The following is an 18,205-nucleotide window of genomic DNA, read 5'->3' on the forward strand; positions in this document are numbered from 1 at the left end:
TGCCTCCCAAATGGAGAATGATCATGGCTGGCATTACACGTTTCAGCTTTCTCGCGGGCGGTCTGGCCGCACTCGCAACGCCAGTCTGGGCCGCACCAGTCCGGGCAAGGTCAGCCAGCCGGATTGAAGAACGCACAATCCAATCGAAACACTTCGCCCATAACAAAATCGGGTTAGGGCCTGAACGCCGCATCAGCGTTTACCTGCCCGCCGGCTATGATGCCGATGCCCGGCACTACCCGGTGATCTACTTTCTGCCAAACCTGTTTGACACCGACAGAAACCTGTTCGCCGATTATGCCGCCCAAAGCGTTTTAGACGCCGCGGTAGATGGCGGTGTAATCGATCCCTTCATTCTGGTATCCGCCGATTTCAGTACGCCGCTGGGGTCTTCGCTTTATGTCAATTCGCCGGTCACCGGTAATTGGGAAGACTATATGGTCTCAGAACTGGTGCCTTTTATAGATAAGTCATACCGCACCCTGACCGCATCCACCGCGCGCGGAGTGACGGGCGATCGCATGGGCGGCCACGGCGCCATCCGTTTCGGCATGAAGCACCCCGATATCTTCGGCTCGGTTTACGCACTCCATCCGGTCGGCACCGGCTTTGGCATCCAGATCATGCAGGGGCGCCCCAACTGGGAGATTTTATCAAAGGCCACCAAACTGGGTGACGTGAAGGCCGATATCTTCTCGCAGATATTCACCGCCATCTATCAGGCGCACCTGCCCAATCCGGATAAGGCGCCGCTTTATATTGACCTGCCAGCCCGTCGCGTGAACGGCCAGTTGGTCATGGACAGCGGCCTGACGACCCGGCTGCAGGACAGCTTTTTTCTGGAACGGATGATCCCCCGCTATGCGGAAAACCTGAAACGCCTGCGCGGCTTCAAATTCGATTGGGGCCGTAATGACAGCAATTTTGACCATGTCTACTCCAACCAGGCCTTTGCTCACCAGCTTGATGAATATGGCATCGCCTATGAGGCGGAAGAGTATCGCGGCGTTTGGGGTGAGCGCCACTGGGGAATGGACGGCCGCGTCATGACAGATCTGCTACCCTTCTTCGCGCACAATCTGGCTTTCGCCTGACCGCTTTGGCGCGTTTATGGATCTGGCGCATCCATGCGATATGATCAATCGCCGCCGTATTCTGTCTACCCGATCTCACGCGCCTGCCGCCCATAGTCGCGTCTGATTATTGTGAAATCCCTGCGTAATAAGGCCTCTCGGAACCTTACTACTATTTAATGATATATACCTTGCATCAACAGGTAGCTTGCCATATTCAATGAGCAAGCGGCCACCTCCCCGGCTGCGACACACCCGCACATCGAGGATATTCGGATGCCGGAAACCATTGATATTCAACTGAAAAAAGGCGTGCTTGGCCTGTGTGTGCTGGCGGTGCTGGCGCGCAATGAGAGCTACGCCTATGAGATCGCCAGCCATCTCTCCGAGGCCATCGGCATGGGCGAGGGCACGATCTACCCGCTGATGCGGCGGATGCAGACCGATGGACTGGTCGCCACCTACCTGGTGGAATCCTCTTCCGGCCCGTCGCGCAAATATTACAAATTGACCGACGCCGGACGCGCCGCCCTGGAGGCGCAACGCGACGAATGGCGTGGTTTCGCCATCGCGGTCGACGCCCTGCTTGAGCCGCTGCCTGCTCCTTTGGCTGCCACCCCCGAACCCTTAGAAGAGGCCTGAGATCATGACCCGTATCGAATTTCTGGACCGGCTGTGCAAGGGCCTGAAGGGCTTGCCGCCCGCCGCCCTAAAGGACATCATGGCCGACTATGAGGCTCACTTCAAGGATGCCGCCGCCGAAGGCCGCGCCGAATCCGAAGTGGCCGAAGCCCTCGGCGATCCCGATCGCCTCGCCCGCGAACTCCGCGCCGAAGCCGGCGTCAAGAGTTGGGATGAGGCCAAGACGCCCTCCAACGCCAGTTCCGCTATCATTGGCATACTGGGACTGGGCGCCATCGATATCCTGATCCTGCTGCCACTGGCCGGCGGTGTGGTCGGCACTCTTATCGGCATCTTCGCCGCGGCCATCGGCGCCTTCATCGGCGGCGGCGTGCTATTCGCCGCCGGTCCCTTCATGGGCCTGCCGGGCGGTATTATTGCCGCCCTGCTTGGCGGCTTCGGCATCATGGCGCTGGCCGCCACCATCGGCGCCGTCACCCTGGCCCTGACCATCTGGCTGGTCAATGGCCTTGTCTGGTATGCCCGCCTGCACTACCGCGTGCTCAAGCCCGCTCTTGAATCGTAAGGATAAGACCATGATCCGCAAACTGTTTCTCTTCTCCGGCGGCGCCTTCCTCCTGGCGCTGGTCTGCCTCGCCGGGGCCGCCGCCCTCGTCTCTAACGAGATCGGCACCAAGGGCTGGAATATCGGCCTGATCAAGGATGGCGATCACCTTCGCATCGGCAAGGGCGAGGCTGGCAAACCCGAACCGAGCACGAGCAAAACCATCGCCTGGACCGGCGGCGATCTGCTGGCCGTCGATCTGCCCGCCGATGTCGTCTACACACAGGGACCGGCCGCTTCGGTGACCGTCTCCGGGCCACAATCGCTGGTCAACCGCATCACGCTCGATAATGGCCGCCTGTCGATTACCGATGGTCCGGATCACAAGGAGAGCATCAACCTCACCTGGGGCAAGGATGGCTTCGATGCGCAATCGAGCCACGAAGGCGCCCGCATTACCGTCACCGCGCCGAATGTGAAACGCTTCGAGATGACCGGCAGCGGCGATCTCGACCTGCGCGGTTATGACCAGCCGTCGATCGATATCAGCATCGCCGGCTCCGGTTCGGTCCATGCCGTCGGCCGCACGCAAGCGCTGAAGCTCAATGTGTCGGGCAGCGGCAGCGCCGATCTGGCCGCACTTGAAACCAAGGACGCTGATGTCAGCGTCAATGGCTCCGGCGATGCCACCATCCATGCCAGCGGCCAGGCGAAGATCGATATCTCCGGTTCCGGCAATGTCGACCTGGCCACCAAGCCGGCCAAGATCGACACCACGATTTCCGGCTCCGGTACGGTTGACCAGAACGATAACTGAGCAGCGCCGGATCGCCCGGCACTAGAGGCGGCAGCGCCACCAACAAAGGGGCTTGCCGCCATTGTTCTCGATGCTGTTGGCATCGGCATCATGACCGCCCCTCTACGCAGTCATGCAGTTCATTTTCGCACCCATGCCCGGCGCGCTCAGCGACCGGCTCGGCCGGCGCCGATGTTGCTGCAATCAATGCGCTGACCTTTTCCGCGTCCGAGACGGTCACGGGATTAAATACCAGCATACTGAGATCCGGCCGCCCATCGACGGCAAAAGTAGATATTTCAATGGCGATCGGGCCGAGGACGGGATGTTGCAGATGCTTAACGACCTCGGCATGGCCGCGCACGTCGTTGTCACGCCACATAGCCTTGAACTCCGGACTCAGCAGGCAGAGTTCGTCGACCAGCGCGCTGACCTCCGCCATCGCGCCGGCCCGCGCTGCGTCAGCGCGAAACGTAGCCACGACGGAGCGCGCGACGCTTTCCCAATTGTGCTGCACCTCGCGGGTATGCTGATTTAAAAAGATCTGACGCAGCGTGTTGCGCTGCGCCGGCGGAAGCGATGCGTAGTCGTGAAGGACCACCGTGGCCGATTGGTTCCAGGCCACCACATCCCATAGCGCGGTCTTGATGAGCGCCGGGCTGGGGTTCAAGGCATCGAGCACGCGCTGCAAACGGGGCGTGACCCCATGATCCTTGCGGTATTGAACTTCTGGTGGCCGGCCAAGCCCCAGCAGGAAGAGGTGTTCGCGTTCGACATCGGTCAGCATCAGAGCCTGCGCGATGCGATTAAGGACGTCAGCCGACGGCGCGCCGCCGCGTCCCTGCTCCAGCCATGTGTACCAGGTCGGACTGATATTGGCGCGATGCGCCACCTCTTCTCGGCGCAGGCCGGGGGTACGCCGGCGCTGTGGCGCAAAGCCGAGCGCGATGGGGTCGAGCCTGGCCCGACGATCCTTCAGATAGGTTCCCAGAAGGGTGCCGGTTGTCGCGCGTTCGCCGATCATATTATTGATTATACCATGATAATGTCACTACTTTACGGGTATGAAATATAGGCAGATACGGGTCGCAAGTCCAATCAGGAGATTGTTTCATGCGTATATTCCTTACCGGCGCCACGGGCTTTATCGGTTCGCACATTGTCCCCGAACTGCTCAGCGCCGGGCATCAGGTGCTTGGCCTGACACGCTCGGATGCCGGTGCGCAGGCGCTGGTCAAGGCGGGTGCAGAACCCTATCACGGCACAATAGACGAACCTGAAAGCCTGCGGGCCGGCGCGGAGCAGGCCGATGCCATCATCCATACCGCCTTCGATCACAACTTCACCAATTTCGTGGCGAACTGCGAAAAGGACCAGCGGGTGATCCGCTTGCTGGGTAACGCTCTGGCGGGTTCGGACAGGCCGCTCGTCATCACGTCAGGCACCGGGATGGGCGCCGCCGCCGGACAACTGGCGACCGAAGACGTGTTTAATGCTCATAATCCCAACCCACGCGTGGCATCCGAACTGGCGGGCGCCGAGATGTCCGCCGCCGGGGTGAAGGTGGTCGTCATGCGCCTTCCACAAGTGCATGATGCGCACAGGCAAGGTCTGATTTCGCCGCTGATAGACATCGCGCGCCAGAAAGGCATATCGGCCTATGTCGGCGATGGCCTGAACAGATGGGCCGCCGCCCATGTCTCCGATGTGGCGCGGCTTTATCTTCTGGCGGTTGAAAAGGGCCTGGCTGGCGAGCGTTTCCATGCCGTTGCTGAAGAAGGCGTATCGGCGCGCGACATAGCCACTGCCATCGGCAGCGGACTTGGCGTTCCCGTGACTTCCCTGCCCCAGGAAAAAGCGGCGGAACACTTCGGCTGGCTCGGCATGTTCGTTGGTCTGAACATGCCCGCTTCGAGCGAATGGACGCGCCAACGACTGGACTGGCGCCCCGAAGGGGCCGGACTGATCGCTGATTTACGCGAGATGGACTATGAAAGCGGCGTGCATTAGCCGGCCTGGATGTGGCGACAGGCGATCAGCCCCTGGCCCATAGTCGCTGACGCCGGACGCCTTAACTCAGGCACTGGCTGAGAATCAGCGTGAATATCAATCCAAATATGCCCACCAGTCCTTCCATCAGCGTCCAGGATCGGAGGGTGTCTTTCACCGATAGCCCGAAATACTCCTTGAACATCCAGAACCCTGAATCGTTGACATGACTGAACATCAGGCTGCCGGCGCCTACCGCCAGAACCATCAGGTTCGGGTCAACGCCGCTCACCTTGACCAACGGCGTGACGAGTCCGGCCGCCGTCAATCCGGCCACTGTCGCTGACCCCAGGGCGACGCGAATGATACCCGCGATCAGCCAGCCAAGGATGAGCGGCGGCACCGGCAGGTCTTTAAGCAACACCCCAAGCTGATCGTTGACGCCGCCATCGACGAAAATCTGTTTCAGGGCGCCAGCCCCCGCGATGATCAACAGAATAGGGGCGATCTCGCGCAGGGCCAGACCGGAGCCGCTCATCAGGTCGCCGAGTCTCATCCCGCGCCCGACGCCCAGCGTCACTAACGCCACAATCACCGACACAAGCATGACAATCATCGGATTACCAAGAAAGGCGATCAAGACCTTGGCGTTTGCATCGAATCCGTGCCAGTAACCGAGCAAGGTCATGCCTGCCAGCAGGAAAACCGGCAACAAAGCGGTCAGAAAGGCATTCGCTGCCGACGGCAACCGCTCGTCCTGGATCTCTTCGGCGGCAAACAGTCTCGGCGGATCGGCCTTGATGTGTTTGACGCTCATGGCAAACAACGGCCCTGCGATGAGCGCGGTGGGGATACCGACGATCAAACCATAAATCAGGGTCAGGCCCATATTGGCGCCGAACATCGGCACGATCGCCGCCGGTGAGGGATGCGGGGGCAGGAAGCCATGCGCAATCGACAACCCGGCCATTACGGGGACAGCCAGGTAAACGATCGGCCTGCCCGACTGGCGCCACACGGAAAAAATCAGCGGCACCAGCAGGACAAAACCGACATTATAAAAGAGGGGAATGCCGACGATGAAGCCGGTCAGGCAGAGCGCCAGCGCAATGCGCTTGTCGCCGAATGCCCCAATCAACACGCCTGAAATCTTTTTGGCCGCCCCGCTATCGGCGACGATCTTGCCGAAAATAGCGCCCAACGCCAGCAGAACCGCCAGCGACCCGATCATGTCGCCTATGCCTTTTTCGATCGAGTGCGTGATCTGGTCGAGCGGCATACGCAGCAGCAAGGCGGCGAATATTGACGCCAGGATGAAGGCCAGCAAAGGCTGAACCTTCCCCCAGGCAATCATGACGATCAGGGACAGAACGGCGGCCAGAACAATAATCAGGACGCCCGTCTGCGGAGCCACGTCGAATGTCATGATCAGAATCCTTGCACGTTCAGGCTATATAGGCTGTGATGTGTCAGGATAAACAAGGTTTGGTGGTCAGCGCCACCGAAAATCAACTGAAGCGGCCGCTCCGGCGTATCGATCCGGCCAAGCGCCTTGCCATCGGCGTCATAAACAAAGATCTGGCCATTGGCGACAAACAGCCGGCCCTTCGCGTCAACGGCGACGCTTTCGCCGCCCCGGTCGGTGAGGGGCTTCAGATCTGTCACACTGCCGCCTTCGCCGACTCGTCCGCGATAGATACGCGCCTCCGACCCATTGCTCAGCGTTACCTGATCACCCGGTTTGGCGGTGACGAAGCCATAGGTATCGAGCGTGTCAGAGAACCGCCAGCCCTGGAAATTGGTCGGCCCCTGCTTGTAGACCCGGAAGGCGGGCAGAACCAGGCTGCCATCCGGAGAGACGTATTCAAGCGCCTTCGGAATGGCCATGTCGCGTTTGAACATCTCGGCGAGCGTGGTGAATTCGTAGGTCTGCGGATTAAGCTGATCGCGGAATTCGCCATTGTTCCACAGGTTTCCGGGCAAGGCGGTGACAGCGCCCGGGTGCGCCGCCGCTGGTGTGGCTGCAATGCGCGTGATCTCCGGCGTATGTGCCCACGGGTCGAGGCTATAGACGGTGGCGTCCGGACCGTCGGACGACAGCACCATAAGATGTCCCGAACGATCGGCGGCGAGATTGACGGCATCGAGCGGCGCATCGCTGATGACTTCAAGCCCGCTCCCTTGCGACCAGCGATAGATGCGTTGGAAATGGTGGTCGACAAAATAGAGGTTGCCCTTGTCATCGACCGTCCCTCCGGCGATCGAATAGAAGCCGTCCTCCAGCTTCGCGATTTTCGCCGACTCCAGTCCGGCCGGCACGGGCGCCGGCGGCGGCACTTGCGGCGTGCCTGACACATCAAGCACCGCGAATTGACGCTCGCGGACCTCAAGCTTGTGCGTCATGTCGGTGATGGCGTTTTCAAACGGAAACTTGCTGGCGCGGAGATAGGTGCCGCACCCGTTGGAATCACAGGTCGCATAGCCGCTCTCGGCATTGGTCGACATATTGCGGAAGCGGATATTTTCGGAATTGAACAGCTTGACCGCTGTCGGGGCCGGCTTCAGGCTGCGCGTCACACGATAGGCGTGATAGTTGGCAAACAGGATGTTCTTTGAGTTCCGCACTTCCAGCGACATCGATTCCAGGCCGTCGATGACCTCCTGCTCGGTCTGGGGCGCCAGGAACTCCCAGTTTTCCACGCCATTCAGCACGATCTCGTGGCGATTGTGGTGCTCGGCCGACAACTCGTAGACATGGCCGGGCGTCTTGGTGTTGCTGACGTAAAAGCCCGAATCCGACATGGTATTGGGCGTCCAGTTGGCGACGAAGGTGCCGCCGCCGCCATCGGTCACCCAGATGCCGGGATGCTGGCCATCCATGCGGAACTTCGGATCGGAAAAATCGACCCGCTTGCCGTCTGGTAAAAGGGTGCCGTGCCCGCCGTGAATGCGCACATCCTCGACCAACGAGCCTTCTCCGGCCTTCCACAGCAGCGCTGTGGCGCGCGGATTGATGCCGCCGGTGAACAGGCCAATACCGAAGACGATAGCGTTGCCCCCCCTGGCGCTCTCGACCAGGGCCTTGGCGTTGCCGACACCCTGAAAAGCCGGAGTGCTTTCGGCCAGGGTGATCTGGGTCACACTGGGGTGCAGCCCGATCAGGACCGTATCGCTGCGCAGATGAAGCGTATCGCTGACGAGATAATGCCCCGTTGGCAGATAGATAACCTTGTGGCCGTCGATCGCCTTTTGCAGGGCCGCCGTATCGTCGGTCTGACCATCGCCGACGACACCAAGGCTACGCACATCGACCCATTGATCAACGGGCGGCAACGCCGGCAGGACTGACGCCCGCTGCTGCGGCAAACCGGTTAGCGCTTCGGCTTGGAAGTTGGTGTCGAAATGGCCGACCTGGCCCAAATCGTCAATTTTCAGACCATAATTGAAGGCAGTGACGCGATAATTCGCCCCAGGTCCCTTGACGGTCTTTCCGGTGTCGCGAAAGCGCGCGAAAACAGGCACCTTGGTCGCCAGCGCATTATCGAAGCCAATCTGGGTGAAGGGGCTGTTCTCATTGCTGATGACCACGGCCGCCTTTGAAATGCGCTCAAAACGCACATCCTTGCCCCACAGGCTATCGCTGTAGCCGCGGTCGATATCGATGCCTATCGGCGTATCGCTGATCGTGATGTTGATCAGGGTCAGATCGACCTCGTGCTCGCGTATGGCGGCTTCGCGCTGCCCTTCAAAGCTCGAATCGATCAGCGTGAATTGCCAGGCGGGCGAGGTCTTTTCGGTGACGATGCCATACCGGCCGCCATAGAAATGCAGATCTTCCGCCTCGTTGCCGGCCTGGTAAATCCCGGCGAACCCCGACTCGAGGTGAAAGTCGATATGGCTCAGGAACGCATGTTGGGCGATGCGCATACGGACACCGGCCGCCGCGGGATTGCCCTTGCCCATTTCAAAATCGACGTTGGACAGGGCCGAATAAAAGGTTCCCGAATTGGCGTCCCGCACGGGGGGCGCCGAGGGCAAGGCTGAAGGCACCGGCACAGGGACCGGCCCCGTGGCGTATTGATCGGCGCCGGTGAAAATGACCATGGTCACCACGCCCTTATCGAAGCCCGGCGACTTGTCAGCCAGCATCAGTACAGGCCGCGTAGGGCCGACGCCAAACAAACGCACAGCCGCGGGGATGAGCAGGCTGCGGCTGATGCGATACCGCCCGGACGGCAGCCAGACAATGCCGCCGGCGCCCGATTTCCCCGCAGTGTCCAAAGCCGCCTGGATGGCAGCCGTATCATCCGCCTTGCCATCGCCTACGCCTTTGACCGTTATGGCCAGACGGTCGTTAGGCGCGGTCAGGAAAACCGACCCCCGGCCCGCCATGGCCGACACAGGCCCCGCAGCGAACGTCAAGGCCATTAGCCCTGCGGTCATCATCAAGGATTTGTACATCATCTGGATAGGGTCTCCATTCAAGGCGGATATTGTCAGGGGAAATGCGCCGGCGCGTTATTCCGACGCTTTAACGAGGCGTCGCACGAGCGTTGACGTCGTTACGTAAGGCAAGAAAGCCCAGGATCAGCGCGATCGATTGATCCGCATCCGCTTCTCCATCGATGGTCAGCACCGGTTCGTCAGGCATGGGCGCTTCCAGTGTCGCCATCTGGCTATCGAGCAGGCTGGCGGGCATGTAGTGGTTCGGGCGGTTGCGAAGCCGGGAGCGAAGGACATCGACCGGGACTTTCGGGAAGACGAACAACAATTGGTCTCCCACGCGCGACCTCAGCAGATCGCGGTAACGGCGCCGCAAGGCCGAACAGGAGACAATCCGCCCCGCCACGCCCTGCCCGTCACGCGCCGTCTTCAGCGCGCTGGCGATCCGTTCGAGCCAGGGCCAGCGATCCTCGTCCGTCAAGGCCGTGCCCGCCGCCATCCGGGCGACGTGTTCCGGCAGATGAAGGTCATCGCCTTCGATAAATCCGTAGCCGGTCGCCTCTGAAAGCCGACGGCCCAAGGTGGATTTGCCACAACCGCTAATGCCCATGATAACAATCGCTGGTGCCGAAAGTGTCAAAGCCTTGCCTCGATAAGCATATTCAAATTACAAAAAAGTCATGTTTCCGGACGAAAACGGGAGACATCCGGCCGGAAACATGCGGCTCAGTGACGATGCGTGTACGCTTGCACGCGCAAAGGGCCAGTTGGTTGCCGCCAGCCGCAAGTGGGAGTGTTGGCTGGCGGCAAAAACAGCGTCAAGAAAACGGATACCCGCCGCGCATACGCGACGGATATCCTTACTTTCCTTAGAAGGTGAACCGCAGGCCGGCGTGATAGAACCGGCCAATCGTGTCATAGAGCGCCGGATTGATATCAAGCCCGGTGTTCGTCTGAGGCAGCGGGGTTGGCGCGACATCGAACATATTATCGATCTTGAAGTAGGCCACGACGCCCTTGCCGATGTTGTAGGAGCCGGCCAGATCGACATAGGTCGCCCCCGGCATACTGTTGTTATCGATGGTGGGGTTGTTCGATGTCGAGACCGGGCAACCCGTGCTGCAAACCACGTACTGCGTCCCGATCACACCGTCGCTAAACCAGCGTTCCTGTAGCGTAAGGCTATAGGTGTCTGTCGAGTAGCTCTGAACAAACAGCGCTTTCCAATCGGGCGTTGCGCCCGAATTTTGTCCGGCGGATTGCGTGGCGACGGTGCCCGGCAAGCCTGGAATGGTCGTGAAATCACGCACATTGGTCGCCAGCGCCCGCAAGACCAGATTACCCTGCAAACCCAGGGGTTGCGGCACCTGATAGCTGACTTCATAATCAACGCCGCTTGTCCGGATGGAGGCGGCGTTTATGCTGCCCACATTCACGTAAGGGTTAGCGCCGGTCAGATCAAACGTGTTACAGGCAGCCGGCACTGACCCGTCGAAGCAGTATTGCACCAACTGGGTCGCGTTCGGTCCGGCCCCGATCGCGTCCGTCAGCTTGATATCGTAGTAATCGATCGAAGCGTTAAATCTGGGCGCCCAGGTGGGATTCGCCAGAACTACCCCGAAGTTAAAGTTTTGCGCAATTTCCGGCTTGAGGGCCGGGTTTGAGCCAGAGTTCTGCGAAATGGTCAGGGTTGTATTGGTGAACGGGTTGGTGAAGTTCGGCAGATTTGTCGAGGTTGTCGGACCAAACAGATCATTCAGGTTCGGGGCCCTGACATCCTGCGATCTGACGGTACGGAATCTCAGGCCGCTAAAGGGCGTATCCCACGTAAACCCGACCTTCCACGCCTGAACGTTTCCGGCGGTGCTATATTTTTCCGCGCGTCCCGCCGCGTTCAGGTTGAGCTGGCCAACCGCATCCGAGTTGAGCAACGGCACATTGAATTCGAGGAAGGCTTCGACGACATTATAGCTGCCAGTGCCGTTGCGATAGTTACCGGCATAGAAGTTGCCTCCACTGGTGCTCAGCAACGGGTCAGCCGGATAATCATCATTATAGGGGCTGCTCGTGCCGTTGCCATAGGGATCGGCCACGGCGCGATACCATTCACGACGCCCTTCTGCGCCAAACGCTATCGAGACGGGACCGGCCCACAGCGAGAACGGCTCCCCCGACACGCTCACAGCAGCGACATCCTGGGTTTGGATCGTATTCTGGAAGGCGCCGGCAGCCGGTTGAAGGTATGCAATCGCCGAGGCGCTGGGCGTTTGATTGCCGATGACATTGATGGGCTGGCAGCCATTGGCGCGCGCAACCGGATCGGCGCAGACGATGGCGCCATTCAGGGTAATCGCGTCTACCGCCGCCGTAAAGCGGGCTTTCAGCAGCAGGTTGTGGACATTGATATCCGACGTTTCCTTGCCATGCTGGTAATAGGCGTCATAGTTCCAGCTTGTCCCGAAGGCGTCGAACTTACCATCCGCTCCAACGACAAACCGCTCCTGTTTACGCTCGGTATTAACCCTGATGCTCGGCAGGAACGGGGTAACCGTTCCCAGCTTGAAACTGGTAATGCCGTTCGGCCCGCACTGCGCGGAAATGGACGCCGGCACATAGGGATTGGAACACTGTATCGTCAGGCCCGGCTCTGTAAAGCCTGGGTTCGGCTGGTTATGCGTGTCCACCTTGGCCAGGTTGACGGTAAAATAGATTTCATTGTCCGCATTCAGATCAAACGACGTGCGATTGTAGAAATTTGAACGAATGATGCCGGACTGCAGGGTGGCGCCGACGCCAACGTTAGCAGACGTATCGCCGCCGACGCAAAAGCCGACATAGCACCCGGCAACCGTGCCGGCGGCGTCCTTTTGCGGCACGCCATTCGAGCCATATACGAAATTATATGGATTGCCGCTCTGATCAAAGGCAATGCCCTGGAGCGGCCCCGAAGTGATCAGCCCATACTTGGAATAGGTGATCGATTGCGCGTGATCGACATTCACAAACTGCGGCGACCCATTGTTGGTAATGCCGGTATTGACCAGGGTCGAACTGCGGTACCAATCCCGGCCGTTCGCCGCCCGCTCACCGAAATCACCGGCCGGAACCCCATCCTCGGTATGGTATTCCAGGGCAAATTCGGTATGCAGTTTGCCACTCAGGAACGACTTGCCAAAAGCGACCTGGAACAGGCCCTGCTTGTCATCGCCATAGGTCGTCTCACCGACTTCAAAATTGCCCTTGAAGCCCTCGAATTTCTTGTCCGTAATGAAGTTGACGACGCCGCCGACGGCATCCGAACCCCAGGAAGCGGAGGCGCCGCCATTCACGACATCAACACGCTTTACCAGCAATTGCGGGAAAAGGCTGATATCCGGCGCGCCGGTGCCAATATTGGCGGGCACAACGCGCTGACCGTCAAGCAAGGTGAGCGTGCGGCTGACCCCAAGACCACGCAGGGCGAACGAGCTCAGGCCCTGCTGGCCGCTGGACGTGCTGAACGTATTGGTCGCCGTACCGCTTGATCCCTGCAAGGACGGCAATTGCACGATCGTGGTGAAAATGTTGGGCTGTGCCTGATTAGCGATGTCGGTCGCACTGATCGACGTTGTTGGCGTTGGCGCCTTGAAACCGCGCGATACGATACGCGAGGCCGTCACAACGACCACGGTGCCAACGTCCGCATCCGGTTTCGCCGATGTCGTCTGATCAGCCTCCTGGGCATAGGCGCAGCCCGTTGCGAGCGCCAAGGCCAGCACCGAACCTGACGCAAATCGCAGCGAACGTTTCAGGTAATGCGCAGACCTCTCCGGCATTTCATGAACGGGTTTTTGGGTGACATTTCTTATTTTCATAGCGGCTTCCTTCCCCTTGCCTTGTGGCAATTTTTATTAACGGCAGGTGGGCGGTCGACTGGCTCTGTAGGCCAGCCTGCGCCCGATTATCGATAATCTGCCGAACATTATGCCTGACCATAACGAGGGTATAATTGAAGCGCAACACGCAATAGGACAGACATATTAAAAATAACTTGCTGTTGCGCATTTACCACATGAAAAATGTGATCACACCGAAACGCGATCAGGAAGAGCGTGGCCGGCAAGAAAATGTGCAATTAATTATTAAAAATCAGCCAGTTACAAAAGCCTCTCATCGCCACCAAAACCATAAGACCTCCCCAATCGTCGCATACCATCACGCCAACTTGACTGACATACCGTCAATTATAGGTAAGACATAATTTAGGCTTTCAAATCTGACAATCCCAGCTCGCCACAACTTCCTGCCGGCGCTGCTTTTCAAATTTGGCGAATTATTCGCTCGTCTTACGAAGCGCGACGCCAGGTCAGACGGTTTCACCGTGATAACAAAACCAGTCAAAATCGGCAGCCAGCCCCTCCCCGGACATGTCCTGGCAGGCCATACCGACAAATGTACCGGTGAAATTCGGCAGGTCTTGCGGCCCCGCCTCGTCCGACAAGTGAGACATGTCCATTGTCGAGTCGAACCATGTCCAGCCCTCATCAGCGCCCTGGCGAAATCCGAATCGCAGGCGGTCAAATTCGACGCTGGCCCTGATTTCGACCGGCCCTTCAGTCAGGGGATGGAGGCTCGGCGCGACGCTGCCGCCCTCCGGGTCCGGCGAACTGGACATAAGGCGCAGATGCCGCCCGGCCGCGACATCATATGTGACATAGCAATAATGGTACTTGCTGGCGTTGTAGTAGACGACAAGACCGGCCGATTGCTGGAAATTGCGAGGCTCATAATCCAGCATCGTTGTCGCGTCGAAGCAAAAATCCTGCTGGCGTCGCGCAACAAGCGCCTGTTCAAAACGGCTTCCCAGACTTTCGCGCCCATAGAGGCGCAGAAAACCCGGCCGCTCGCTCAGGCTGAACAGCCTGTCCGGGCAAGGCGATCTCAGCCATTGAAAGTCTCCGGGAAGGTCGGCGGCATCGAAATCCTGCCTGATGATTTCCGGACAGGCCGCCCCCGCCTCAAGTTCCGCTTCAGCTTCCGGGTTTTGCGCAACCAGGTCGGGCGCGCCCTCGCCATCGATCGTTTCCAGCCAGCCATCCGCGCGCCAGCGCACAGGCTGGATCGCCGTCTCGCGCCCCATGACACAATGGCGCTGACCAGGCAGCGGGCGGCCGCACAGATAGGCGATCAGCCAGCTTCCGTCGCTGGCCTGAACAAGATCTCCATGCCCCGCCCTCTGCAACGCGCAATCCGGACGCCCGCGACTCGTCAGGATCGGCCCCGTCGGACAGGTTTCATAGGGTCCATAAATCCGTCGGGACCTCGCCATTGTCACCGCATGATCCCAGCCGGTGCCGCCCTCCGCAACGATCAGGTAGTACCAGTCGTCATGTCGCAGCAAATGCGGCCCCTCGGTGAATCCCAGGTCCGTTCCGGTATATATTAAACGCCGTTCCCCAATCAGCCTTTTTTCAGCCAGGCTGTACTCTTGCAGGATAATACCTCCAAAGTGCCGCCGTTCGGGCCGGTGATCCCACAGCATGTTTAACAGATACGTTTTGCCGTCGTCATCGTGAAACAGAGACGGATCAAAGCCACTGCTATTGAGCAAGATGGGATCGGACCACTCGCCTTCAATCGAACTGGACGTAACGAGGCAGTTGTGAAAATCCCGCAACGCAAGCTCATTGGCGCCCCTGACGGTGGTTCGCCCGTACCTCAGCACAACAGAATACACCAGATGGAAAAGGCCGTCCTTGTACGTCAGGCACGCCGCCCAGATCCCGCAACCATCCGGCACGCCCCGTAAATTCAACTGGGACGGTCGCCGCAATGGCCGGCTGACCAGGCGCCAGTGAACGAGATCGCGGGAGTGATGGATCTGAATGCCGGGGAACCACTCAAACGTGGAGGTGGCTATGTAATAGTCCTCTCCGACGCGCACAATCGAGGGGTCCGGATTGAAGCCCTTCAGCACAGGATTATGAATCACGAACGGCCTCCGTGCTGGCTGGCCTTGGCTTAATCAATAGCCAAAGCAACGTGGCGCCAACCAGATCAAGCCCGCCGATCAGGATGAAAAAGGGGCCGTAGCCGATCCTCGCGACCAGAAGGCCAATGGCAAGCGATGTGAGCAAAGCACCGAGATTAGCGGCTGTGCCAACCATCCCGGCGACGGTTGCGACCTCTCCGCGGGGAAACAGATCGGAAGCCATCGTAATTACATTCATGGATAAGGTTTGGTGGGCGAAAGCGCCAACACATAGCAGGGCGATAGCCATATAGGGGCTTGCAACGAAGCCAACGAAAGGCACGCACATCATCATGCACGCCCCGACCGTGAAGGCCCACCGCCGCGAGTTAATCAGACTGACGCCGCGGTTTTGAATCCACAGCGCCAGTGCCGGACCAAACAGGCAGCCGATATCCGCAGCGGCAAACGGCAGCCAGGCAAACAGCGCGATATGCTCCAGATCGAAACCGCGGACCGAACTCAGATAAAGCGGCACCCAGAACACCAGCGTGCCCCAGGTTGGGTCGGCGAGAAAGCGCGCGATCGCCAGGCCCCAGAAATTTCGCTGGGCCAATATTCGCAGGGGCGATGGTCTCGACGCGCGCGACTCCAGATGCCTTTCCTGACCGGCCTTGATGTAGTCGCGTTCCGCCGTGGACAGTCGCTTGTGCCGGGCCGGCGACTGATAGCAGACATACCACAGCGCCGCCCACACCAAAGCCAGCCCGCCGGAGATGAGGAAGGCGGCTTGCCAATTGTATTGAATAATAGCCCAGGCAACCAGAGGCGGCGCCAGCATAGAGCCAACGGACGCGCCGATATTGTAAATGCCACTGGCGAATCCCCGTTCCCTGGCCGGGAACCATTCCGCCACAACCTTCAGCCCCCCCGGTTGCGCGACTCCTTCAGCGAAGCCTTGCAGGCCGCGCAGGAACGCAAGACTCTGCCAGTTTCCCGCCAGGGCGTGCGCCATGGTTATCAGGCCCCAGGCCACTGCGAACAGGGCCAGCCCCAGTTTCAACTTCACCAGGTCAAGGATGTATCCGGCGATCGGTTGCAGCATGATGCCAAATTGAAAGATGCTGGTAATCACCCCGTAGTTTTTCTCGGTCATGTGCAGCGAGGCCATCATCGTCGGCGCCGCAACGCTCAGCGCGCTTCGGGTGAGATAGTTGATTATGGTTCCGAGCATGACCAGGCATATGATCCCCCACCGGGTCATCCCTGTGTTTTTTGCCATTCCGCCCTCCAATAGCCCTTTGGCGAAGCCGGCAAGAAAGACGGTTCGTGTCCGGCTCAAGAGGAAGGCCAGACGAAGAATCTGCGCTTACTTTCCGGGACTTTCGAACCTTAAGCTACGTTTGTTTTCATTATCGCTACCACGTTATGTCTGGCTTTATCAAGCCACGACAGACCGAAACCTAAGTCACGCGCCGGCCCAACAGCCGCACACCAAGACAAGGTGCGCGTCCGGCACAGCGTGCCGCCGGCCGGTAACTCACATTTACCTATGTATATTTTCAATGGTTTGTATATAAGGTCCAGAATAGGAAAAAGGTATTGCGCGATATGAGTAACAGCTATCCCAAGATACGAATTTTGACAAACGAACCTTTCAGACTCCTTATGTCTGAAGATCGCCTGCCGAATAGTCTTACATAATAGAGTTCATTCTTCTTGTCCGTCTCATGCGGTCTTTCAATATCCGCCAATCAAATATAGCGTGCGAATTACAAAATGCAGAGAGAACCACATATGAATAAGCCAGGCCGCAAGCGGCTGGCAGCCGTCAGCAATGGCGACGGGCTGGAGTCGGGTAAATTGGGCGAATTGCATACGCAGTTGGCGCAAAAACTGGGCATCGACATTCTTGGACGGAAATGGCTGCCGGGCGACATCCTGCCAAGCGAAGTCGACATGGCCAATACATATGCGATTTCGCGGCCGGCCGTGAGAGAAGCCATCAGAACGCTTGCCGCAAAAGGGATGGTTGAGCCGAGGCGCAGACGCGGCACATGTGTCACTGAGCGCGCGAAATGGAATATGCTGGACCCGGATGTTCTGAGTTGGATGTTTGCGACCAAGCCCGATGAAACACTGGTGAAAAACCTTTTCGAGATGCGTCTCATCCTGGAACCCGCTGCTGCGCGGCTTGCCGCACAAAGACGGACCGATGCGCATTTGGAAGCGATGGCGAATGCTCTGACGGTTATGGGACGTGAAACCTTGCTAACCGAGGTTGGCCTTCAGGCGGATATCGACTTTCACGCAGCACTCCTGGCCGCAGCCGGAAACGAGCAGCTTGGCGCTATGAATGCCTCCATCGGCGCCACGGTGGCGCTGTCAAACCGCTACAAGATTGCGCACAATATCCTGGGCCGTGATCCGGTTCCGGCGCATATGGCTGTGTATGAAGCTATTTTGAATCGTGATGCAGAGGAAGCGCATTGGTGTATGCAGTACCTCGTCCGGTTAGCGGTAAAAGACTTGCTGCATATGGACGCCATCGAAGACTTACCGTCGCCTTCCCCTGATAATTAACCCGAGCGGCCACTTATGCGCGCTTATCGAGCGGAGTGTCCTCCCTCCCGTCTATGCGGTATGTGGGGGTTGATTTTGAGCATAGAAAAGCCGCCCCTAAGGGCGGCTATATCTTTGATTTGTTTTATTATCTCCCCTGGTTGCGGGGGCCAGATTTGAACTGACGACCTTCAGGTTATGAGCCT

The 18,205-nt window shown here is 58.9% G+C and carries 13 protein-coding genes; 6 read left to right on the forward strand and 7 right to left on the reverse strand.

Translation table 11 applies throughout. From position 1 onward, the window contains the following. The first annotated feature begins 23 nt into the window (after positions 1-23). From VL130_RS03130 to VL130_RS03145, 4 genes are all read left to right on the forward strand, one after another. The gene (locus VL130_RS03130; RefSeq protein WP_325361072.1) at positions 24-1,094 is read left to right on the forward strand and encodes an alpha/beta hydrolase-fold protein; all 1,071 of its coding nucleotides are present in this window, start codon (positions 24-26) and stop codon (positions 1,092-1,094) included. 255 nt (positions 1,095-1,349) lie between these two features. Continuing rightward, the gene (locus tag VL130_RS03135) at positions 1,350-1,715 is read left to right on the forward strand and encodes a PadR family transcriptional regulator (RefSeq protein ID WP_325361074.1); all 366 of its coding nucleotides are present in this window, start codon (positions 1,350-1,352) and stop codon (positions 1,713-1,715) included. Between the two features lie 4 nt (positions 1,716-1,719). Beyond that, positions 1,720-2,280, forward strand: coding sequence for a DUF1700 domain-containing protein (locus VL130_RS03140; RefSeq protein WP_325361076.1), 561 nt, complete (start codon positions 1,720-1,722; stop codon positions 2,278-2,280). A 10-nt stretch (positions 2,281-2,290) separates the two neighbouring features. Then, positions 2,291-3,076 (forward strand): GIN domain-containing protein, encoded by a 786-nt coding sequence (locus VL130_RS03145; protein WP_325361078.1) that lies wholly within the window; start codon positions 2,291-2,293, stop codon positions 3,074-3,076. An 88-nt stretch (positions 3,077-3,164) separates the two neighbouring features. Here VL130_RS03145 and VL130_RS03150 read toward each other — a convergent pair whose 3' ends face one another. Then, entirely contained in the window at positions 3,165-4,079 is a 915-nt protein-coding gene (locus tag VL130_RS03150; protein WP_325361080.1) for a helix-turn-helix transcriptional regulator, read from the reverse strand. 89 nt (positions 4,080-4,168) lie between these two features. Between VL130_RS03150 and VL130_RS03155 the strand changes: the two genes are divergently transcribed. Beyond that, entirely contained in the window at positions 4,169-5,065 is an 897-nt protein-coding gene (locus VL130_RS03155) for an SDR family oxidoreductase (RefSeq protein WP_325361083.1), read from the forward strand. Between the two features lie 61 nt (positions 5,066-5,126). On the opposite strand, the gene VL130_RS03160 is transcribed toward VL130_RS03155, so the two are convergent. The 6 genes from VL130_RS03160 to VL130_RS03185 form a co-directional block, all read right to left on the reverse strand. Beyond that, the gene (locus VL130_RS03160; protein WP_325361085.1) at positions 5,127-6,470 is read right to left on the reverse strand and encodes a gluconate:H+ symporter; all 1,344 of its coding nucleotides are present in this window, start codon (positions 6,468-6,470) and stop codon (positions 5,127-5,129) included. Between the two features lie 2 nt (positions 6,471-6,472). Further along, the gene (locus tag VL130_RS03165; protein ID WP_325361088.1) at positions 6,473-9,508 is read right to left on the reverse strand and encodes a glycosyl hydrolase family 28-related protein; all 3,036 of its coding nucleotides are present in this window, start codon (positions 9,506-9,508) and stop codon (positions 6,473-6,475) included. Positions 9,509-9,575: 67 nt separating this feature from the next. After that, entirely contained in the window at positions 9,576-10,097 is a 522-nt protein-coding gene (locus tag VL130_RS03170) for a gluconokinase, GntK/IdnK-type (RefSeq protein ID WP_325361090.1), read from the reverse strand. Between the two features lie 259 nt (positions 10,098-10,356). Further along, positions 10,357-13,341 carry a TonB-dependent receptor plug domain-containing protein gene (locus tag VL130_RS03175; protein WP_325361093.1) on the reverse strand — a complete coding sequence of 995 codons (2,985 nt, stop codon included), beginning with the start codon at positions 13,339-13,341 and terminating at the stop codon, positions 10,357-10,359. Between the two features lie 491 nt (positions 13,342-13,832). Next, a complete protein-coding gene (locus VL130_RS03180; RefSeq protein ID WP_325361095.1) occupies positions 13,833-15,458 on the reverse strand; it encodes a glycoside hydrolase family 43 protein in 1,626 nt (541 codons plus the stop codon). Then, positions 15,448-16,719 (reverse strand): MFS transporter, encoded by a 1,272-nt coding sequence (locus VL130_RS03185; RefSeq protein WP_325361097.1) that lies wholly within the window; start codon positions 16,717-16,719, stop codon positions 15,448-15,450. The genes VL130_RS03180 and VL130_RS03185 overlap by 11 nt, the downstream gene beginning before the upstream one ends. Positions 16,720-17,234: 515 nt before the next feature. Between VL130_RS03185 and VL130_RS03190 the strand changes: the two genes are divergently transcribed. Next, positions 17,235-18,020 (forward strand): FadR/GntR family transcriptional regulator, encoded by a 786-nt coding sequence (locus tag VL130_RS03190; RefSeq protein WP_325361099.1) that lies wholly within the window; start codon positions 17,235-17,237, stop codon positions 18,018-18,020. Positions 18,021-18,205: the final 185 nt, after the last annotated feature.

The organism is Asticcacaulis sp. (assembly GCF_035497195.1).
GTDB lineage: Bacteria > Pseudomonadota > Alphaproteobacteria > Caulobacterales > Caulobacteraceae > Asticcacaulis.